At 72.3% G+C, this 20,590-nt stretch carries 19 protein-coding genes; 6 read left to right on the top strand and 13 right to left on the bottom strand.

Going from position 1 to position 20,590, the window contains the following annotated elements; translation table 11 throughout:
* Positions 1–78: 78 nt before the first annotated feature.
* Complete coding sequence (locus ABFJ78_RS07910; protein ID WP_436385144.1) at positions 79–1,164, top strand: sensor histidine kinase; 1,086 nt, start codon at positions 79–81, stop codon at positions 1,162–1,164.
* Complete coding sequence (locus ABFJ78_RS07905; protein WP_436385143.1) at positions 1,161–1,784, top strand: response regulator; 624 nt, start codon at positions 1,161–1,163, stop codon at positions 1,782–1,784. The genes ABFJ78_RS07910 and ABFJ78_RS07905 overlap by 4 nt, the downstream gene beginning before the upstream one ends.
* On the opposite strand, the gene ABFJ78_RS07900 is transcribed toward ABFJ78_RS07905, so the two are convergent.
* Positions 1,785–2,780 (bottom strand): aldo/keto reductase, encoded by a 996-nt coding sequence (locus ABFJ78_RS07900; RefSeq protein WP_436385142.1) that lies wholly within the window; start codon positions 2,778–2,780, stop codon positions 1,785–1,787.
* A gap of 47 nt (positions 2,781–2,827) precedes the next feature.
* Between ABFJ78_RS07900 and ABFJ78_RS07895 the strand changes: the two genes are divergently transcribed.
* Entirely contained in the window at positions 2,828–4,150 is a 1,323-nt protein-coding gene (locus tag ABFJ78_RS07895; RefSeq protein WP_436385141.1) for a PLP-dependent aminotransferase family protein, read from the top strand.
* 103 nt (positions 4,151–4,253) lie between these two features.
* On the top strand, positions 4,254–7,490 hold the full coding sequence (locus tag ABFJ78_RS07890) for a GH92 family glycosyl hydrolase (protein WP_436385140.1): 3,237 nt from the start codon (positions 4,254–4,256) through the stop codon (positions 7,488–7,490).
* Here the strand turns inward: ABFJ78_RS07890 and ABFJ78_RS07885 are convergent.
* The 4 genes from ABFJ78_RS07885 to ABFJ78_RS07870 all read right to left on the bottom strand — a co-directional run bounded on the left by ABFJ78_RS07885 (position 7,477) and on the right by ABFJ78_RS07870 (position 12,233).
* Complete coding sequence (locus ABFJ78_RS07885; RefSeq protein WP_436385139.1) at positions 7,477–8,412, bottom strand: sigma-70 family RNA polymerase sigma factor; 936 nt, start codon at positions 8,410–8,412, stop codon at positions 7,477–7,479. The genes ABFJ78_RS07890 and ABFJ78_RS07885 overlap by 14 nt on opposite strands.
* Positions 8,413–8,646: 234 nt before the next feature.
* Positions 8,647–9,705 (bottom strand): glycosyltransferase, encoded by a 1,059-nt coding sequence (locus ABFJ78_RS07880; RefSeq protein ID WP_436385416.1) that lies wholly within the window; start codon positions 9,703–9,705, stop codon positions 8,647–8,649.
* Positions 9,706–9,792: 87 nt separating this feature from the next.
* Positions 9,793–11,292 (bottom strand): protein kinase domain-containing protein, encoded by a 1,500-nt coding sequence (locus ABFJ78_RS07875; RefSeq protein ID WP_436385138.1) that lies wholly within the window; start codon positions 11,290–11,292, stop codon positions 9,793–9,795.
* A gap of 140 nt (positions 11,293–11,432) precedes the next feature.
* A complete protein-coding gene (locus ABFJ78_RS07870; RefSeq protein ID WP_436385137.1) occupies positions 11,433–12,233 on the bottom strand; it encodes an inositol monophosphatase family protein in 801 nt (266 codons plus the stop codon).
* Between the two features lie 29 nt (positions 12,234–12,262).
* Between ABFJ78_RS07870 and ABFJ78_RS07865 the strand changes: the two genes are divergently transcribed.
* Positions 12,263–12,961, top strand: a complete 699-nt coding sequence (locus ABFJ78_RS07865) for a creatininase family protein (protein ID WP_436385136.1) — start codon at positions 12,263–12,265, stop codon at positions 12,959–12,961.
* On the opposite strand, the gene ribA is transcribed toward ABFJ78_RS07865, so the two are convergent.
* From ribA to ABFJ78_RS07835, 6 genes are read right to left on the bottom strand one after another with little or no spacing between them, the layout of a single operon-like run.
* A complete protein-coding gene (gene ribA / locus ABFJ78_RS07860) occupies positions 12,950–13,603 on the bottom strand; it encodes a GTP cyclohydrolase II (protein WP_436385135.1) in 654 nt (217 codons plus the stop codon). The genes ABFJ78_RS07865 and ribA overlap by 12 nt on opposite strands.
* Before the next feature lie 13 nt (positions 13,604–13,616).
* A complete protein-coding gene (locus ABFJ78_RS07855; RefSeq protein ID WP_436385134.1) occupies positions 13,617–14,615 on the bottom strand; it encodes a lysylphosphatidylglycerol synthase transmembrane domain-containing protein in 999 nt (332 codons plus the stop codon).
* Entirely contained in the window at positions 14,612–15,466 is an 855-nt protein-coding gene (locus ABFJ78_RS07850; RefSeq protein ID WP_436385133.1) for a methyltransferase domain-containing protein, read from the bottom strand. The genes ABFJ78_RS07855 and ABFJ78_RS07850 overlap by 4 nt, the downstream gene beginning before the upstream one ends.
* Positions 15,463–16,530: a glycosyltransferase family 4 protein gene (locus ABFJ78_RS07845; RefSeq protein ID WP_436385132.1), complete on the bottom strand. Its 1,068-nt coding sequence runs from the start codon at positions 16,528–16,530 to the stop codon at positions 15,463–15,465. The genes ABFJ78_RS07850 and ABFJ78_RS07845 overlap by 4 nt, the downstream gene beginning before the upstream one ends.
* Positions 16,527–16,925 carry a 6-pyruvoyl trahydropterin synthase family protein gene (locus tag ABFJ78_RS07840; protein ID WP_372663059.1) on the bottom strand — a complete coding sequence of 133 codons (399 nt, stop codon included), beginning with the start codon at positions 16,923–16,925 and terminating at the stop codon, positions 16,527–16,529. Before ABFJ78_RS07840 ends, ABFJ78_RS07845 begins: the two co-directional genes overlap by 4 nt.
* A 31-nt stretch (positions 16,926–16,956) precedes the next feature.
* A complete protein-coding gene (locus ABFJ78_RS07835; RefSeq protein WP_436385131.1) occupies positions 16,957–17,919 on the bottom strand; it encodes a zinc-dependent alcohol dehydrogenase in 963 nt (320 codons plus the stop codon).
* A 78-nt stretch (positions 17,920–17,997) separates the two neighbouring features.
* Between ABFJ78_RS07835 and ABFJ78_RS07830 the strand changes: the two genes are divergently transcribed.
* Positions 17,998–18,747 carry a CDP-alcohol phosphatidyltransferase family protein gene (locus tag ABFJ78_RS07830; protein ID WP_436385130.1) on the top strand — a complete coding sequence of 250 codons (750 nt, stop codon included), beginning with the start codon at positions 17,998–18,000 and terminating at the stop codon, positions 18,745–18,747.
* Here the strand turns inward: ABFJ78_RS07830 and ABFJ78_RS07825 are convergent.
* Positions 18,744–19,688, bottom strand: coding sequence for a DNA polymerase domain-containing protein (locus tag ABFJ78_RS07825; protein WP_436385129.1), 945 nt, complete (start codon positions 19,686–19,688; stop codon positions 18,744–18,746). The two genes, ABFJ78_RS07830 and ABFJ78_RS07825, sit on opposite strands and share 4 nt — an antisense overlap.
* A 107-nt stretch (positions 19,689–19,795) precedes the next feature.
* Positions 19,796–20,587, bottom strand: a complete 792-nt coding sequence (locus ABFJ78_RS07820; RefSeq protein ID WP_436385128.1) for an oxygenase MpaB family protein — start codon at positions 20,585–20,587, stop codon at positions 19,796–19,798.
* Positions 20,588–20,590 lie beyond the last annotated feature (3 nt).

The following is a 20,590-nucleotide window of genomic DNA, read 5'->3' as shown; positions in this document are numbered from 1 at the left end:
ACACCGGGGTCATCCGATCGGCTGATGCGCGGCCTCCGGACCGGGTCGACGCTGGTGCCGGACGAGGAAGGAGCCAGCATGGAAGGCATGAGAGACGCCCGGTGGCTCGCCGCGGCCATGCACTCGGCGTTCTTCCTGCTCGTGCTCGGCTCGGCCGTCCGGTACCTCACGCGCCACGACGGCACTCCGCTGGCCCCGTGGGTGATCGGGTTCACCGCGGCGCTGGTCGTCGCGTACGGCGCCGGCCTGCTCGTCGACCGGCACCTCGCCTGGCTGACCGTGGTCCTGGCGCTCTGGGTCGTGCTCGTGGTGCTCGCCCCCAGCTTCGCGTGGTCGGCGATCCCGCTGCTGGTCACGGGCCTGCGCACGCTGCCGACCGGGCAGGCGCTGGCCTTGGTCGCGGTGATCACGGCACTGGTGGTCGTCTCGCAGAACCGGCTGGCCGACGGCTTCGACCCGAACCTCACCATCGTGCCGATCGCGATCGCCGTGGTCACCGCCGCGGTGATCACCTACATGCGCCGCCAGGCCGAGCGCCTGCGCGAGTCGGAGAGACGCGCCGGCGTGCTGGCCGAGCGCGGCCGGGTGTCCCGGGAGATTCACGACGCGCTCGCGCAGGGCCTGTCCAGCCAGGCGATGCTGCTGCAGGCCGCCGACCAGGCGTGGGACCGGCCCGAACTGGCCCGCGAACACCTGCGCGCCGCGCAGCGCGTCGGCGCCGGGAACCTGTCGGAAGCCCGGCGGCTCGTGCAGGACCTCGCGCCCGCCGACCTCGCCGGCGCCACCCTCGAAGAAGCCTTGCGAGCTGTGGCCGGCCGGGCCGGGCTGCCGGTCGAAATCCGCGTCGACGGCGCCGGGCGGCCGCTGCCCGAGCGCGTCGAGTCCACTTTGGTCCGCATCGCCCAGGGCGCGCTGGCCAACGCGCGCGAGCACGCGGATGCCGGCAGCGTCGTGCTCACCCTCACCTACCTCGACGACCAGGTCGTGCTCGACGTCGCCGACGACGGACGCGGGTTTCTGGAACCGGCTCCGGACGGTGAACGAGGACACGGGCTCCCGGCCATGCGCGTCCGGGCCCAGCAGCTCGGTGGCAGGCTGACCGTCGAATCCGCGCCCGGTCAGGGCACGGTGATTTCGGCCGCGATCCCCTTGGAGACCTCGTGAGCATCAGCGTGCTGGTTTGCGACGACCACGCCGTCGTGCGAGCCGGGCTGCGCGCGCTGCTCGCGGGCGCGGACGGCATCGAGGTCGTCGGCGAGAGCGCGAGCGGGGAGGAAGCCGTCGCGACCGCCGCCGCCCTGCGCCCGGACGTCGTCCTGATGGACATCCAGCTCGGCGACGGCATCGACGGGATCGAGGCGACGCGGCGGATCCGGAGCACCCCCAGCGCGCCCCGGATCCTCGTCCTGACCACTTACGACACCGACGCGGACATCAGCCGCGCGATCGCCGCCGGGGCCACCGGCTACCTCCTGAAAGCCGGGTCCGCCACCGAGCTGTACGCGGCGATCGAGGCGGCCGCGGCCGGGCGCACCGCGGTGTCGCCACCGGTCGCCGACCGGATGATGGCCCAGCTGCGCGCGCCGCGGCCGTCGCTCACCGCCCGCGAACGCGACATCCTCCGCCAGCTCGCCCAGGGACTCGGCAACAAGGAGATCGCCCGGGCGCTGTTCATCAGCGAGGCCACCGTGAAAACCCACCTGAGCCGGATCTACGCCAAGCTCGAAGTGGACACTCGCGCCGGCGCGGTCGCCGTCGCCAAGGAACAGCGACTGCTGGACTGATCAGGCATTGTCCAAGATGGACAAGTCCGCTTCGGACAGTTCCAGGGTGAAGGCCGGGGCGATCGACTCGTAGTGCTCCCACGTGCGCGGGCCGATCAGCGGGATCACTCCCTTGTGGAGCAGCCACGCCAACGCCACCTGGTTGCCGGACGCGCCCAGCGACGACGCCACCTTCGCGACCGCGGCCAGCCGGGCTTCGGAGTCCGGGCCCGCGTACGCACGCCAGATCTGCGTGGACTCGCGGTAGGCAGCGTCGTCGTAGATTCCGCGCAGCAGCGAGGAATACGCCGCCAGCGAGACGTCCGGGTGCGCGGCCAGCCAGTCCAGCAGTTCGCCGCCCGCGATCGAGGGGACGTCGGCGCCGGCCGGGCGCAGGTACGAGTGCTGCAGCTGAACCGCCACCGGGGACGCCCAGCCGTTGGCCAGCGCCAGGGAGCGGATGCGCTCCAGCCGCCACGTGCGGACGTTGCTCCAGCCGATGTACCGCACCTTGCCCGACCGCACCAGACCGTCCAAAGCGGACAGCGTCTCCTCCGGCGGCGTCGAACGGTCGTCGACGTGGACGTAGTACAGGTCGATGTGGTCCGTCCCCAGGCGCCGCAAGCTCGCTTCCGCCTCGCGCCGGATCACCGCCGCGCTCGCGCCCTCGTACGTGCGCTCGCGCGCGGCCCAGTCCGTCGTGCCGTCCGGGCGGGAAGCCGCGCGGGCCGCGGGGAGGTCCGTGATGCCCGCCGCCACCTTCGTCGCCAGGAAGACCCGGTCGCGGCGACCGCGCAACAGCTTGCCGAGGACGGACTCGCTCTCGCCGCCGGAGAACTGCTCGCCCACCCACCAGGCGTAGCAGTTCGCCGTGTCCAGGAAGTCGCCGCCCGCGTCGAGGTACGCGTTCAGGATGCGGGCCGACGCCGGTTCGTCGGTCGACGTGCCCATCAGCATGCAGCCCAGCGAAACCTGGCTCACGTACTGGCCGGTCCGGCCCAGTTCCACCTTCTTCATGACCACGAACCTAAAAGAAGATCGGTCCGGTACTACAGTCCAATACCGTGGCCGGATCACAGACCAATTGGGACGTCCTGCTCGAGCTGACCGGGCCCGGTCCGCGGCACGAGCAGCTCACCCGGGCCCTGCGCAAGGCCATCCGCGACGGCGTCCTCGACGACGGCGTCGCGGTGCCGCCCAGCCGCCGGCTCGCCGCCGACCTCGGGTGCTCGCGGTGGGTCGTCACGCAGGCCTACGCCCAGCTCGTCGCCGAGGGGTACCTCGCCGGGCGCACCGGGTCGGCCACGCGCGTCCGGCGGGTCGGCGACGCCGTCGCACCGAAGCGGCCGGCGCCGGTCAAGCAGCCGCGTTACGACCTCGCGCCCGGGCTGCCCGACCTGCGGCACTTTCCGCGGCAGGGGTGGGCGGACGCGGTGCGCGGCGTGCTCGCGACCGCGCCGCACACCGACTTCGGCCTGCCCGAACCGGGCGGCCACCCGCGGCTGCGGAAGGTCCTGGGCGACTACCTTCGGCGCGTCCGCGGCGCCGCTCCCGGTGACGTGCTGATCTGCGGCGGCGTCACCGACGGCGTGGCCCGCGTCTGCCGCGCCCTGCTCGAGAACGGCGTCACGCGGCTGGCCGTCGAAGATCCCGGCTGGACGCGGTTGCGACGTGCAGCCGAAAACACCGGGATGGCGATCGACCCGGTGCCGGTCGACGGCGAAGGCCTCGACGTCGCGCGGATCCCCGCCGGAACGCGGGCCGTGCTCGTCACGCCCGCGCACCAGTTCCCCACCGGCACCGTCCTCTCGCCCCGGCGGCGCGCGGACCTGATGGCCTGGGCGCGGGACGTCGACGGGCTGGTCCTCGAAGACGACTACGACGCCGAGTTCCGGTACGACCGGCGGCCCGTCGGCACCCTGCAGGGCACCGATCCGGGACGGGTCGCGCTCTTCGGTTCGGTCAGCAAGACGCTCAGCCCGGCGCTCGGGCTCGGCTGGGCGGTCGTCCCTCCACAGTGGACTTTGCCGGGACACGCGCCGCCGGTGCTGGACCAGCTCGCGCTCGCCGGCTTCGTCGAAAGCGGCGGCTACGACCGGCACCTGCGGGCCGCGCGACTGCGGTACCGCGCGCGGCGCGACCGGCTCGTCGACGCGCTCGGCCCCGCCCGGCTGTCCGGTGTCGCGGCCGGGCTACACCTCGTCCTGCACCTCGAACGGGACGCGGCTGAAGTAGTGCGCAACGCGCGCGCGAAGGGCGTGAAGGTGGCCGATCTCGACGACTACCGCGTCGCGCCCGGCGAGCCCGCGCTGGTGCTCGGCTACGGCAACCTGGCTGACAACGCTGTCGAGCCCGCCGCCCGGTTACTGCGCGAAGCCGTCGGCTGAGGTCTTCTCAAACGCCCATCGAGGTGGAAAGCTGCTGTCCGAACGACGGGCCTGACCAAAGGTCCGCTTCTGACAACGTTGTCACCTTCCGGGAGGTGCGCCCATGTGGTCGCAGAGCAGACGGATGGCCGCCGCGGTGGCCGCGGGGGTGGTGGTCGCCGGCCTGGCGCCCGCCGTCGCGCAGGCCGCGCCCGCGCCGGTCGATCCGGTCGGCCTGGTCAACCCGTTCGTCGGCACGCAGAACTTCGGCAACACGTTCCCCGGCGCGAGCGCGCCCTTCGGCATGGTGCAGGTCAGCCCGGACACCGGCGGTCAGGGCGGCTACGACTACCTCCAGAACGCGATCTACGGCTTCAGCCAGACGCACCTGTCCGGCGTCGGCTGCGGCGTCATGGGCGAGCTGCCGATCATGCCGACGACCGGCGCCGTCGACAACGTTGACAAAGACGCCTACAAGTCCGAATACAGCCATGACGACGAGCATGCCGAGCCCGGCTACTACCGCGTCGGGCTCAAGAAGTACGGCGTGAACGCGGAGCTGACGGCGACCGCGCGCACCGGCTGGCAGCGCTACACGTTCCCGTCGACCGGGCAGGCGAACGTCCTGTTCAACACCGGTCAGGCCAACCAGTCCGTCAAGGACTCCGAGATCCACGTCGTCGGCGACCGGACCCTCGAAGGCCGCGTCCGCGCGGGCGGGTTCTGCGCCGGACACGACGAGCACACCGTCTACTTCACGGCGACGTTCGACCGGCCGTTCAGCTCGTTCGGCACCTGGCGCGGCTCGACGCGCACCGACGGCAGCCGCGACGCGGCGGGAGCCGGGAACAACGGCGCCTGGGCGAGCTTCGACGCGAGCACCGACCACGACGTCGTGCTGAAGGTCGGCCTGTCCTACACCGGGCTCGACGGCGCGCGGAAGAACCTGGCGGCGGAGACGTCGAACTTCGACTTCGACGCGACGCGGGCGGCGCTGCACCAGCAGTGGGCGGATCGCCTCGGCGCGATCAAGATCGGCGGCGGCACGACCGAACGCCAGACGGCGTTCTACACCGCGCTCTACCACGCGCAGCTGCACCCGAACCTGGCCGGCGACACCGACGGCGCGTACACCGGCTTCGACGGCAAGGTACACACCGCGAGCGGCTACACGCCGTACCAGAACTTCTCGCTCTGGGACACCTACCGGCCGCAGAACCAGTTGCTGGAAATGCTCGAACCGCAGGTCGCGCGGGACGTCGCCCTGTCGGTCGTCGCCATCGGGCGTGACGGCGGGTGGCTGCCGCGCTGGGCGCTGGCGGAGAGTGAAACCAACATCATGACCGGCGACCCGGTGACGCCGTTCCTCGTCGAGGCGTGGTCGAAGGGTCTGCTCGCCGGGCACGAAGAAGAGGCGTACGCGCTGCTCAAGAAGAATGCGACGAGCACGCCGCCCGCCGACTCGCCGTACAACGGCCGTTCCGGCGTCGACTACTACAACGACCGCGGGTACATCCCGAGCGGACTGGAACTCGGCAAGGACTGCGCGGCCAAGGGCGGCGACAACGACTGCGAGCACCCGGCGTCCGCGACCATGGAGTACTCGGCGGCCGACGCGGCGCTGGCGCTGATGGCCCGCGGGCTCGGCCACGGCGCCGACGCGAAGATGTTCGCCGACCGCGGGCAGTGGTACAAGAACCTGTGGGACACCTCGATCCAGCAGTTCCGCCCGCGCACCACCGAGGGCACGTTCCTCACGCCGTACAACCCGGTCGACGCCGACCACCAGTTCCACGAGGGCGGCGCCTACCAGTACCAGTGGCTCGTGCCGCAGGACCCGGCCGGGCTCGTCTCGCTGATGGGCGGCAAGAAGTCCACCGAGAAGCGGCTCGACTCCTTCTTCGCCTACGACAACCTGCTGAAGGACCCGGCCGGCACCGCGCGCAACGACTGGATCTCCAGCCCGTACGACTACTACGGCAAGGCGACGTACAACCCGAACAACGAGCCCGACCTGCTCGCGCCGTACATGTACCTGTGGGCGGGCGCGCCGGCCAAGACGGCGACCGTCGTCCGCGCGGCGATGACGTTGTTCACCACGGGCCCGGACGGCATGACCGGCAACGACGACCTCGGCACGATGTCGGCCTGGTACGTCTTCTCGTCGCTCGGGCTGTACCCGACGATGAGCGGCGCGAACTTCCTCGCGCTGTCGAGCCCGCAGTTCGAGACGGCGACCGTCCGGATCGGACAGTACGGCCGGTCTCAGGGCGGCACGCTGACGGTGAACGCGCCGGGCGCTTCCGACGCGAACCGGTACGTGCAGAGCGTTTCGCTGAACGGCCGGAACGTCCGGGAGACGTCGCTCGACTGGTCCGCCGTGGCGCACGGCGGGGTGCTGAACCACAAGCTCGGGTCGAAGCCGTCTTCGTGGGGTACCGGGTCGGAGCCGCCGTCGGTGAACAACGCCGTGGGTGACCTGCGGCGGCACGTCGACGCCTCGCTGCGGCAGACGTCCGTCGTGATCCCGGCGGGCGCGGCGCAGCAGGTGCACCTCGACCTGGACGTCGTCGCGCAGAACCCGGGCCTGCAGCCGGTGACGGTTTCGGCGACCGCGCCGGCGGGCTGGAAGGTTCGCGTGCAGCCGGTCGACCTGATCTGGTCGGGGCGGCTGCCGGTGCAGAAGACCGTGCCGATCACGGTTTCGGTGCCGTCGGGGACCGCTTTGGGCACGTACCCGGTGCAGGTCAAGGTGTCCGGGCTGGGCGCGAACACGGTGTCGAAGTCGGCCACGGTCGAGGTCCGGACGCCGTCGGCTTGCGTCGCGGGCACGTCCTGCGCGGTGGATCTCGGCCGCGACTACAACCACGACGGCACGGCGACGGTGGCGGCGTCCACGGAGGGCAACTTCGACGGCGGCGGCTGGAGCTACGACGCTTCGCTGTTGCCGCCGGCCGGCCCGGTGACCTGGGACGGCGTCACGTACGCGGCTCCGGACGCTTCGGGGACTTCGCCCAACTTCGTGGAGGCTCGCGGGCAGTCGTTGCTGCTGCCGGCGGGACAGCACGGCGTCTTGCGGCTGGTGGGGTCATCGCACAACGGCCCGGTGTCGACGACGCTGACCGCGCACTACACGGACGGCACGAGCGCCGACCTCGCGGTGACGTTCGCCGACTGGGCCGGGTCGGGTGCGTCGGTGGTGCTCGACATGCCGCACCGCATCAAGGCGGGCAGCGGGGTCGACGGGCCGCCGGTCCGGCTGTTCGGCATCTCGGCGGCGTTGGACAGCGGTAAGACACTGCAGTCGGTGAGCCTGCCGAACGACCCGCGGGTCGAGATCTACGCGCTCACCCTGGCGTGATGGTCCGGTTCGCCGGGTCCGTCCCGGCGAACCGCTCCACCAGGTCAGGGAAGCCGAACACCGTGATCCGCGCGATGCCGCCCTTGCCGAGGGTCAGGACCGCGACGCCGAACGGCTCGCCGCGGTACCAGGTCGCCGCGGCGGGTTGGCCGTTTGCTCGCGTTGGCGTCATGTGCCACTCGCCCGGTTCGCCCATTACGTGTCGCAAGAATGCGACGCAAGTCGCCTTTCCGGCGAACCACGAGCGCGACGGCACCGGCTCGATCACCGCGTCGTCGCGCAGGATCTGCTCCAGCGCCGCCAGGTCCGAGTTCGTGAACGCGTTCATGTAGCGGTTCAGGAGTTCACGTTGTTCGGGCTCGGTCGGCTCCTCGACTTCGGAGCCGCCCGCGTCCAGGGTCGCGCGGGCGCGTTGGAGCATGCTCTTCACCGCCGCCACGGACGTGCCCAGCAGCTCCGCGACCTCGGCCGCCGGGAAGGCCAGCACCTCGCGCAGGATCAGCACCGCCCGCTGCCGCGGTGGGAGCAGCTGCAGCCCGGCGATCAGGGCGAGCCGGACGCCGTCGCGGGCCACGGCGATCTCCGCCGGGTCCGCGGACGACGGCGTGACCAAGGCATCCGGGATCGGGCGCGGCCACCGGTCACCGGGCTCGGCCGGGACCGGCGGCGCGTCGGGGTCCGAAGCCGGTGCGCCCAGCCCGGACGGCAGCGGCCGCCGTCCCCGCTGCTCCAGCGCGGTCAGGCACGCGTTCGTCGCGATCCGGTAGAGCCACGACCGCAGCGACGAACGGCCCTCGAAGCGGTCGTACGCCCGGAAGGCGCGCAGGTAGGTCTCCTGCACGACGTCCTCGGCCTCGTCGGGGGTGCCGAGCATGCGGTAGCAGTGGGCCAGCAGCTCACGCCGGTACGGCTCGAAATCCACGGTCACACTCTTGCCGACCGGCGCGGGCGGCGAAAGGAATCGGTCAGGCCCGGATTTCCGGCGACTGCGGTGGCCGGTCCAGCCGGCGGAACTCGACCCATTGGCGGCTGGCCCGGGTGAGCAGCAACGCGCTCACGCAACGGGCGGTCCGGGTCCCGCCCGGCGACTTCGAGGAACCCGCGTTCGGAATCGAGAGGGGACGCCATCGGGTCAGGCCAGGACCCGCGGCAAGCGTCAGGCGACGATGCGCGGCTCGGACGCCAACCTCGACAACGCCTCCGTCAACCGCCGCGCGGCGACGTCCCACTCCTCCAGTGCGCTGCCCCTACCCAACGCCGCCGTTCGCAACGACCGTCTCAGCTCCGGGTCCGCGTACCAGCGGTGCAGCGCGTCCGCCAGCGCGAACGGGTCGTTCGGCTCCACCAGGACCCCCGGCATCTCGCCGTCCGCGTCGACGCCGAGTGCGTCGTACACGCCGCCGACCTCGGTGGCCAGCACCGGGATGCCGCGGGCCAGCGCCTGCGCCACGAACATCCCCGACGTCGCCGCGCGGGCCGGGATCACCAGCAGGTCCGCCGCGTTGTACGCCGCGCCGAGGTCCACCGCGTCGCCGGCCAGCGTGATGCGGCCGCCGAGGCCGAGCCGCTCGATCGACCAGCCCAGCTCGTCGACGTACCCCCGGTCCACCTCGAGCGAGCCGGCCATGACGCACGACAGCGCCAGGTGGTCGACCTCGCCGAGGGCCTGGACCAGCAGGTCCTGGCCGTTGCGGCGGGTGACGTCGCCGACGCACAGCAGCCGGGAGACGCCGTCGGCGCCCGCCGCGAGCGGGGCCGCGTCGGTCCCCGGCTTGGCCACGTACACCCGGCCCGGGTCGAGGTCGTGGCGGTCGATCAGCAGCCGGGCCAGCCACGGGCTGGTCGCGACGACCATCCCGGCCATCCGCAGCGTCTCGCGCTCGCACGCGTCGAGCTCCGCCGCGTGCGCAGGGTCGAGGCCGGGCTCGTCGGCGAGGGCCTGGTGCACCAGCACGGCCAGCCGCAGCCGCCGCGCGTGCGGGACGACGATCTCGGGCACGCCGGACGCGATCACGCCGTCGAGCAGCACGACCGTCCGGTCCGGCAACGCGGCCAGGGACCTGGCCAGGCGACGGCGGGCCGTCGCGTCCGGCTCCGGCCAGTCGCCGGCGATCGGCAGCTCCAGCACCGGCTGGCCGACAGCGGGCAGGTTCTGGCACATGCGCTTGTCGTACGTGTCCGCCGCCGGCGGCACGGCGGGGAGGAGGAACACCATCGGGTCGGCAGGCCTCATCGCTCAACCTCCAGCGTGGATCGACGGCGGGACGGCTCACCCGTCACACGCGGCCGAGAGCTGAACGGTTCAACTCTGGCCGTCGATCATCCAAACGCCGTTCACCTGGACCATGGTGAAGGTGTTCGTGTTGGTCTCCGTGCCGCCGCTCTTCTTCACGTAGGTGATCCGGGCGGTCACCCGGCCGCCGCTCTCCGAGATCGGCGCGGCGGTGACGCTGCTGTACTTGCTCCAGAAACCCTCGTAGGTCGCCATGGTCTGGTGCTTGGCCGCCTTGAAGTTGTCCGTCAGCAGGGTCCAGGCCTGCGAGAGGTTGTTCGGCAGCAGCGAGTAGTAGCCGACGAGCGCCTGGCCGGCGGTTTTCGTCGCCGACACCGGTGAGACCGGCGGCGATGTGACCGGGGGCGACGTGGGCGGGGCAGCGCCGGCCGAGGAGGTCTCCGGGGCCGTGCTCGGTGCGGGGGCCGTCGAAGGCGTCTCGGAGACCGACGTCTGCGGCGACGCGGGCGGGGCGGCGTTGTCGACCGGCGGCTTCTGGCGCACGATCAGCAGGATCGCGACGACGACCGCGACGCACAGCAGCGCCGCGCCCGCCCCGACGGCGATCAGGCCCTTGCGCGCCCCCGGCGTCACCGCGGCGACCTCGCCGGATGGCGGCACCGCGACGGTGGCCGGCACGGTCGGCACCGCGGACACCGCGGCGGCCTCCGTCTCCGGGATCGTCGCCGCGAGCACCGACTCCCCGGGCTCCGCGTCCGGCAGCAGCGCCCGCAGCTCGCGCTCGACCTCGTCCATCGACGGCCGCTCGGCCGGCTCGGTCGCGAGCATCCGCAGCAGCAGCGGCGTCAGCCTGCCCGCCTTCTCCGGCGGCTCGATCTCCCCGCTGGACGCCTTGTAGAGCAACGCGATCGGGTTGTCCGCCGTGCCGTACGGCGACTTCCCCTCGACTGCCGCGTACAGCGTGGCGCCGAGCGAGAAGACGTCGGAGGCGAAGCTCGCGTCCTCGCCGCGGGCCACCTCGGGCGCCAGGTACGCGGGCGTTCCGGCGATCTCGCCAGTGGCCGTCAGTTTGACGTCACCGATCGCGCGGGAGATGCCGAAGTCGGTGATCTTCGCCGTGCCGTCCTCGGACACCAGGATGTTGGCCGGCTTCACGTCGCGGTGCACGATCCCGGCGCGGTGCGCGCCGGCCAGCGCGGAGCTGATCTGCGCGCCGACGCGGACGGCGTCGTCCACCGAAGCCGGCTCCTCGCCGATGACGACGGCGAAACTCTTGGACGCCAGGTATTCCATGATCAACCACGGCCGGTCCTCCTCTTCGAGGACGGCGAACACGGTGATCGCGTGGGAATGCTGGAGCCGCGCGGCGATCCGCGCCTCGCGCATCGCGCGGTTCTTCGCCTCTTCGGTGCGGCTCTCGTCGTGGTCGTGCGGGAGCAGGAGTTCCTTGATCGCGACGGTGCGGTCGAGCATTTCGTCCTGGGCGCGCCACACCGTGCCCATCGCGCCGCCGCCGATCGGCTCCAGCAGCCGGTACCGATCGCGGATCCGGCGACTTTCCACGAGCATCCACCATTCTCAAAAAGTGTGCCGACGAGATCCGGCCAGCATGCCAGGATCATCCGCCGGCCGGTACCAACGTAGCCGAAAACCTCGGACGGACAGCGCAATCGAGCGCTGTGGCGCTGCCCACCGTGTACCCGCAAATCCTAACGAACAACCCCGTACGCCCGATCAAGTGCGTCCACGATCTCCTTGCGCAGCCCCGCGGCGACCGCGATCGTGGACGACGAACCGACCGTGTGCTCGCTGCCGTCGCGGTCCACGACGGCCCCGCCGGCCTCGCGCACGAGCAGCACGCCGGCCATGGTGTCCCACGGGTTGTTGGACAGGATCAGTGCGGCGTCGAGCTTTCCGTCCGCCACCCAGGAGAGGTCGATCGCCGCGGTGCCGAGCATCCGGATCTTCTGCGCCCGCGCGCCGAGGTCCGACAGCAGCCGCAGCCGGGTCGCGTTCTTCTCTTCCGCCAGCCGGCCGATCGCGAAGTCGCCGACGGCGATCATGGCGTCGGACATTTCCGTCGCGGCAGATGCGCCGACGCGCTCTCCGTTCGCGAAAGCACCTTCGCCGCGAGCGGCCGTGTACGTGACACCGAGGTACGGCAGGGCGATCGCGGCGACCGTGCTGTGCTCGCCGTCCACCAGGGCCAAGGAAATCCCGCAGAGCGGAATTCCGCGGGCGAAGTTCGCGGTGCCGTCGATCGGGTCGAGCGCCCACCAGCGGCCGCCACCGTCACCGCTGCGGCCGCGCTCCTCGCCGAGGACGCCGATCTCCGGCGTCTCCGCGGTGAGGAACTCCCGCAGCGCGTCCTCGACCGCCGTGTCGACGTCGGTCACCAGGTCTCGATCGCCTTTCGCGGAAACGGAAAAACTCGGGCGCGACCGGACGATCGCGGTCGCCTTCGCCACGGCTTCGCGCGCGACGTCGAGTAGTGCGGCATGCTCGCTCATGACTTCCAACCTAGTGAAGGGACGTGCTCATGACCGACCTCTTCCCGCTCGCCACCAGCGTCGACGAGCAGGAGCGGGGCGCGGGGGTCGCGGTGCTGCCGATCGGCAGCTTCGAGCAGCACGGCGCGCACCTCCCCCTGGCGACCGACACGGTCATCGCGGCGACGCTCGCTCGCGCGGTGGCCGAGGCGTACCCGGTACTCCACCTGCCGCCGATCACGATCTCGTGCTCGCACGAGCACGCGGGGTGGGCCGGCACGGTGAGCATTTCGGCCCGCACGCTGCACGCCGTGGTCACCGACGTCGCCGCGTCGCTGAAGGCGTCCGGCGTCGAGCGGCTCGTGCTGGTCAACGGCCACGGCGGCAACTACGTACTGTCCAATGTGGTCCAGGAAGCCGCCGGCGCGCTGGCGCTGTTCCCCGGCGTCGCGGACTGGCAGGCCGCGCACACCGCCGCCGGCCTGCGGACGTCGCTGGACGACGACATGCACGCGGGCGAGCTGGAGACGTCGATCCTGCTGCACGCCCACCCGCACCTGGTGCGGCCCAGCCACGAGGAAGCCGACCACGTCACCGACCGGGAGCACCTGCTGACGCTGGGCCTGCGGGCGTACACGGAGTCGGGGGTGGTCGGCCGCCCCTCGCTGGCGACCGCGGCGAAGGGGCACGTCGTGCTGGACACGCTGGTCCAGCGCTTCGCCGGCGTGCTCGAGGTCCTAGGCGCCTGAAAAGACCTGGTCCAGGTGTGGCAGCAGGTGGGCCATCCGCTCGGCTTTCGTCCGCAGGTAGCGCAGGTTCTCCGGATTCGGCGGGACCAGCAGCGGAACCCGCTCGCTGATGCGGATTCCGTAGCGGGTGAGCTGTTCGACCTTCGCCGGGTTGTTCGACAGCAGCCGCACCGAGCGGACGCCGAGGTCGGTCAGGATGCCCGCGGCCGAGTGGTAGTCGCGGGCGTCGACCGGCAGGCCCTGCGCCACGTTCGCGTCGACCGTGTCGAGCCCCTCGTCCTGCTGCAGCCGCATCGCCTCGAGCTTCGCCAGCAGGCCGATGCCGCGGCCCTCGTGGCCCTGGACGTAGACCAGCACGCCCGAGCCCTCTTCGACGATCCGGGCCAGTGCCGCCGCCAGCTGGTCGCCGCATTCGCAGTGCGTCGAGCCGAAGACGTCGCCGGTCAGGCATTCGCTGTGCACCCTGGTGAGGGTGCCGATGGGCGCGATCTCGCCGTAGACCAGCGCGACCTGCTCGAGGCCGGTGCGGTCGAGGTAGCCGACCGCGCGGAACGTCCCGTGCCGGGTCGGCAGCCGGGTCTCGACCACCCGCTCGACCACGGCCCGGTGCGGTACGTCCCCGATGACGTCGCTTGCTGTCATGGCCTCCACCTCTCTATCCCCGCACTTTCACGTGAAAGTGCGGGGCTGGTCGTGCGGCACTTTCACGTGAAAGTGCCGTCCGGCGCACCCCAGCGACGCTCCGGACGAGCAGGACACCGGCGCCGGGCAGGCTCGCGACCAGCGTGAGCACGCCGTAGACGACGGCGACGGTGACACCTTGGGCGGCGCCCAGACCGGCCGCGCCGAAGAGCAGGGCGCAGACGCCCTCGCGCGGGCCGAAGCCGCCGACGTTGAGCGGGAGGCCCATCGCGAGCAGCGCGAGGACCATCAGGGGCACGAGCTGCCACACCGGCGCGGCCACCCCGGCGACGCGGGCGGCGACGACGAACAGCGCCAGGTGCCCGGCCAGCGTCGCGGCCGACAGGAAGCCCACACCGGGCCACGTCTCGCGGGTGAACAGGCCGAGCCGCAGGTCGGCCAGCGTGACGGCGAAGCCGCGCCGGACCTTCGACTCGCTGTGGATCCAGCGGCCGCCGAACAGCCGGCCGGCGACGACCGCGGCGACGGCGGCCAGCACGACGACCACCCCGGCGATCGTCACGACCTCGCGGAACGCGCCCGGCACGACGTCCGGCGAGACCAGCACGACGGCGACGGCGGACGCGATCAGCACGAGCTGCCCCGCGGTGCGCTCCAGGACGACGGCGCGCACGCCGCGCGGCACGTCGCCCGAGTCGCGGCCGTGCTGCACCGCGCGGTGGACGTCGCCGAGGACGCCCGCGGGCAGCACGCCGTTGAGGAACAGCGCGCGGTAGTAGTCGGCGACCGCGGTGCGCAGCGAAAGCCGCAGGCCGAGCCGGGTGGCGACGATCTGCCAGCGGCCCGCGCTGAACAACGTCGTCGCGAAGCCGATGACCAGGGCGGCGAGCACGCCGGGCGCGCTGATCCGGCCGAGGCCGTCGAGGAACGCGTCGCTGCCGAGCTGCCAGACGAGGACGCCGAGGATGGCGAAGGCGCCGAGGATCCGCAGCCAGGCCAGCGCGCGCTTCACGCCGCCACCTCCAGGCTCGGCGGCAGGACCAGCAGGTCGCCGTGGTGGATGACCGCGCGCAGCTCGCCGGCCCGGGCCATTTCCAGCCGGCGCTGCAGGTAGACGTCGGCGACCGGCCGCAGCTCCGGCAGCTGTTCGACGGCGGCGCCGACCCAGCCTTCGAGCCACTGCCGCTGCAGTTCCGCCTGGTCCGGGCCGAGCCGCCAGGCGCTTTCGGCGCGCACGACCGTGGCCCCGAGCCGGCCGAACGCGGTCGCGGCGACGTCCACGGCGTTCGGGCCAAGCAGCCGGCGGCCGCCCGTGATCCGGCGCTGGTGGGCGTTGAACGCGGCGGCGATGGCGGGGTCGAGCGGGTCGGCGGGCGAGAGCTCCACCCGGCCGGTCACCGAAAGCATCAGCAGCGCCGCGCAGCCGGCCTCGACGACCGCCTTGGCCAGGCCCGTGACCTCGTCCCGGGTCAGCAGGTCGAGCAGGGCGGACGCGGTGACCAGCGACGTCCCGGCGAGGTCCGCGGCCCGCAGCGCGGTGACGTCGCGCTGCTCGGCGACGACGTCGACGGGGCTGCCGTCCAGGGCGAAACCCGGCAGGGCGGCGCGCGCGTGGTCGAGCAGCGCCGGGTCGCGGTCGTGCAGGATCCAGTGCTGCGTGCCGGGCAGCCGCGCGGCCAGCCATCGGCCGAGCGAGCCGGTGCCGCAGCCGAGGTCGCGGACGGTGAAGTCTTCGGGCAGGTGCGCGCGCAGCGGCTCGAGCAGCTCGGTGGCGCGGGCCGCGGCGTCGGCCGGTTCCCGCAGGTACAGCCATTCGGGGGCGAAGGTGGCAGTGCTGACTGATTCGCTCGCAAGCTCACTCATGCCGCCGCCTCCTGCCGCTGCAGGACGTCGGCGATCCGGCGGGCGGTGTCGTCCCAGCTGGTCAGCGTCTCGCGGCGCAGCCTCGCCGAGGCGCGCAGCCGCGTGCGGAGGTCGGGCTCGGTGAGCCAGCGGCGCAGGGCGGCGCCGAGCGCCTCGACGTCGTCGCCGGGCACGAGCATCCCGGGCACCGAGCCGTCCGGCGCGACGCCGACGGTGTCGGGCAGCGCGTCGACGTCGGTGGTCAGCACCGGCACGCCGCGGGCGAGGGCCTCGGTGACGACCATGCCGAAGGTCTCGGCGCGCGAAGGCAGCACGAGCAGGTCGGCGGTGTGGTAGGTCGCGGCCAGCGCCGCGCCCGTGCGGGGGCCGGTGAGCGTGAAGCGGGGACCGAGCCGGTGCTCGCGCAGCCGCTCGACGTACTTCGTCTCGCGGCGGATCCCGCCGACGCACTCGCAGGTCCAGCGCAGGTCGGCGACGGTTTCGAGGGCCTGGGCGAGCAGGCCCTGGCCCTTGCGCGGGGTCACGGTGGCGACGCAGACCAGCCGGGACATCCCGTCGGTGCCGACGGCGGGCGGCGCGGGGTCGACGCCCGGCGGCACGGCGTGCACGCGGTGCGGGGCGAGGCCGTGGTGCTCGACCAGCCGGCGCGCGGCCCACTCGCTGGTCGCGACGACCGAACTCGCGGCCCGGAGCGTGTCGCGCTCGAGCGCGTCGAGTTCGGCGGCGAGCGCGGGCGGCAGGCCCGTCTCGTCGGCCAGCGGCAGGTGCACGAGCACCGACAGCGAGAGCCGGCGCGCCTGCGGGACGATCACCTCGGGCACGCCGCAGGCGACCAGGCCGTCCAGCAGGACCGCGGACCCGGTGGGCAGCGCGGACAGCAGGTGGCCGAGGACCGCGCGGGCCTCGGTGTCCGGCCGCGGCCAGGTGCCGGAGACGGCGATCTCGTGGACGTCGAAGCCGGCCTCGACGAGCCGGTCGCACATCCGCCGGTCGTAGGTGTTGCCGCCGGACGGGACGGACGCGTCGTCGACGTCCCCGGGCAGGACCACGTAAAGGGAGTTCACAGCGCACGCTCGTAACTCGCCCAGGCGACGTGCGATTCCTTCAGCGAGACGGCGATGCCTTCGAGGCCGCGCGCGCCTTCGCCGAGGCGTCCGGCGTGGACGGCGTCGGCGAGGCGGTCGGCGATGACCTTCGCGAGGAACTCGGTGGAGGTGTTGATGCCCTTGAACACCGGCTCGTCGTCGAGGTTGCGGTAGTTCAGGTCGCTCAGCACCGCCCCGAGCTCTTCCGTGGCCTTGCCGATGTCCACGACGATGTTGTCCTCGTCGAGCTCGGCGCGGCGGAAGGTCGCATCCACCACGAAGGTCGCGCCGTGCAGGCGTTGCGCGGGACCGAAGACTTCCCCGCGGAAGCTGTGGGCGACCATCACGTGGTCACGGACGGTGATGCTGAACACCAAGACCTCCGATGCGTTCGGGTGGACGTGGTCACTGCGGCTGATACACAACACGGAGGCAGAGGGCGGAAAGTTCATTCGCGGCCAACCGGGGTAACACGGTTGGAAGATCTTCAAACATGCATTCGCCGGTGACCAGCGCTTCGAACGCCGGATCGGCCAGCAGTTCGAGGGCCAGGCCGAGCCGCTGGGCGTAGTCGCGGTCGGGCCGCGCGACCGTCCCGACCTGGCTGCTGCGGATGGTCAGCCGGCGCGAGTGGAAGTTCTCCCCGAGCGGCACGCTCACCCGGCGGTCGCCGTACCAGGACATTTCGACGACCTCCCCTTCCGGCGCGAGCAGCTCCAGCGCCTTCGCGAGCCCGGCTTCGGACGCGCTCGCGTGCACGACGAGGTCGCAGTCACCGTGTGCTTTCTCCGGCGTCGAGAACTCGACGCCGAGCGCTTCGGCGATCTCCGCGCGCGACGGGTCGACGTCGATCAGCTGCACGCGGGTGGCCGGGAAGCCTTGTAGCAGTTTCGCGACACTGCAGCCGACCATCCCGGCGCCGATGACGGCGATCCGGTCGCCGAGCTTCGGCTTCGCGTCCCAGACGGCGTTCACCGCGGTCTCGACGGTGCCGGCGAGGATCGCGCGGCCGGGCGGAACGGCGTCCGGAACGAGTGTCACGGCGCTCGCCGGGACGACGTACGCGGTCTGGTGGGGGTAGAGGCAGAAGACCGTCTTGCCCTGGAGCTCGGCCGGGCCCGCCTCGACGACGCCGACGTTGAGGTAGCCGTACTTCACCGGACCGGAGAACTCGCCCTCCTGGAACGGCGCGCGCATGACGTCGTGCTGGCTCTCCGGCACCCCGCCGCGGAAGACGAGCGTTTCGGTGCCGCGGGAGACGCCGGAGAAGAGCGTGCGGACGAGGACTTCGCCGTGTTCCGGCTCACGGAGCGTCACGGGCCGGAGCGCGCCTTCGCCGGGGCTTTGAACCCAGAAAGCCTGTTCCACGTGTTCTCCCTTGCAGGCGACCGGAGGCTGGTGTCGCCGCCACCTTATGAGCAGCCGTGCCGATTCGCGGAGTAAAAGATGATCAAGAACGAGGTTTTCCTACGCTCGGCGGTACCCCTGTCGGTGCTCGCCGCCGGGGTCTTCGCGAGCGGTGTCCTCGCCGGGGCGACCGGGCTCGCGTACGGCGTGGCGCTGGTGTTGCTGACGGGCTGGGGCCTGCGGCGCAGCGGCCGGGGCGCGTTCGGCCCGGCGGACTGGATCACGTTCGCCCGCGCGGTCCTGGTGGGCTGCGCGGCCGAGCTGATCGCCGCCGGCGGTCACCCGCTGTGGTGGCTCGTCGGGCTGGTCGGGGTGGCCCTGGCGATGGACGGCTTCGACGGCCAGGTCGCCCGCCGCACGGGCACGGCGTCGGAGTTCGGCGCGCGGTTCGACATGGAGGTCGACGCGTTCCTGATCCTGCTGCTGTGCATCCAGGTGTCCCGGACGCTGGGGCTGTGGGTGCTGGCGATCGGCTTGATGCGCTACGCGTTCGTGGCGGTTTCGTGGGCGTTGCCGTGGCTGACCGCGCCGCTGTACCCGAGCATGGCGCGCAAGACCGTGGCCGCGGTGCAGGGCGTCGTCCTGCTGGTGGCGGTTTCCGGCCTGCTTCCTTGGGCTCTCTCGTTCGCCCTGGTGGTGGCGGCGTTGGGGTCGCTGGTCTGGTCGTTCGGCCGGGACACGGTCTGGCTGGCCCGCCACCGCGTCGCCGAGCAGCGCCCGGTCGCGGTCGTCCAGCTCCCGCGGCGCCTCCACGGCCCCGCCTGGCGCGGCCACAACCAGGCGGCCTAGCCCGATTCGCGCGCGGCCCGGGCTCGGCGCTTGCCCTCGTGCATCGCCACCACCCGGGCGATCGGGATCGTGTGCCCCTCCGCCACCAGGTCTTGCGGCAGCGTGAACGGCTCCGGCATCTCCGCCGTCCACGCGTCCGCGGCGTCGCCGAGCAGCCCCGCGGCGGTGTGCACGGTGAAGTCCGCGGGCTTGACGCCGTCGAGCTCGGCCCACGGGACGGGGAACGACACGGGCGCGCCCGGCCGGTGGCGGGGGCTGTAGACCGACACCACCGTCGCGCCGCCCGCGCGAGTGGAATCCAGGAACACCTTGCCCTCGCGGCGGTCCTTGACGAACTCCGTCGTCCCGAGCGCCGGGTCGATGCGCTCGGCGCGGGCCGCGACCGCCCGCGTCGCCGCCGCGATGTCCTCGATCGCCTGGCCGGGCGCGAGCGGCACGAAGACGTGCACGCCCTTGGAACCGCTGGTCTTCACCGCGCCGTCGAGGCCGTCGTTGCGCAACGCTTCGCGCACCAGCTTCGCGGCGCCGACAGCCAGCGAGAACGGGCCGTCCTCGGGCGGGTCGAGGTCGAGGATCAGGTGCGTCGGGCCGTTGCCGGGTTCGCCGCGGTGGAGCGAGGTGTGGAACTCGATCGCCCGCTGGTTGCCGAACCAGATCAGCGTGCGCAGGTCGTTGCACAAGGCGTAGTGGACGTCCCGTTTGGACGTCTCGGCCCACACGCTGACCCGCTCGACCCAGTCCGGTGTGTACTTCGGCAGGTTCTTCTGCATGAACGGGCCTTGCCCGCGCAGCACCCGCAGCACGGTCAGCAGCCGGTCGCGCAGCTCGGGCAGCATCCGCTCGGAGACGGCTTCGAGGTAGTCGAGCCACTCCCGCTTGGTCACCCCCGCGCCGGGGAAGACCTCCTGGTCGAGACTGCTCAACTTGACGCCGTGACGCACCCGACCTTCTTCCCCACCACCACCCTCAACGGAGGCGCTTCGCGCCGCTGGCACATCCTTGTCGCTCATCGGCCCACCCTCGCGCTCCCACGCCAGGCGGTCAACTCTCAAACAAGCGGACGGCCGGTCCGCAGCCGCCGGCGCAGGTCCCAGAGGCAGAGGTTGTACGGGAACCGCCGCAGCGGGCCGGGCAGCACGCGCGTCACCCGGCCGACGCTCGCGAGGAACGCCTCGAACCGGCGCTGGTCGGCGGCCGTCCAGGGCAGGCGCATCTCGTCGCGGAAGTGCTGCGGGAGGAAGCCGGTCGTGACGAAGCGGCTGAACCGCCGGCCGAGCGCGGCCGCCGGCGGGGGCAGGTACCGCAGGTCGACGAGGTCGGTGAGGTACCGGCGGACGGTGTCGTCGATGCCGATCGCGGCGACGCCGGCGGCCCAGTACTCCTCGAAGGCGGCGCGGTCGGCCGGCCACATCTCCGGGCGGACCTGCAGCGTGGTGCCGAGCCGGGCGGCGTCCCGGTAGAACGTGGCCGGTTCCCCGCCGACGAAGGCCAGGTAGACGTCTTCGAAGCCCTTGTACAGGCAGGCCGCCACCCACAGCTGCAGGTCGGTGTCGAAGGCGTTGTAGGCGACGGGGCTCTCGGCGTTCGAGCGCACCTGGGCGTGGGCCGCGTTGACGCCACGGCGGTAGGCGGCACGCTCGGCGTCGGTACCCATCGAGGCGACCGCGAGGTAGGTCAGCGTGGTCCGCGTCCGCTTGAGCGGGTGCCGGAAGAGGTTCCCGCTGTCGACCTTGCTTTCGAGCACGCCGTACCCGACGGGCGCGCGGGCCAGCTGCATGATCACGTTGGCGGTGCCGGCCAGCAGCCCCGCCCCGACGACAGCGTCCCGGAGCTCGGTCACGTC

This window comes from Amycolatopsis sp. MEPSY49, from assembly GCF_051337345.1.
Taxonomy (GTDB): Bacteria; Actinomycetota; Actinomycetes; order Mycobacteriales; family Pseudonocardiaceae; genus Amycolatopsis.
The sequence above is the reverse complement of the archived record's forward strand: the minus strand, read 5'-3'. Positions and strand labels throughout refer to the sequence as shown.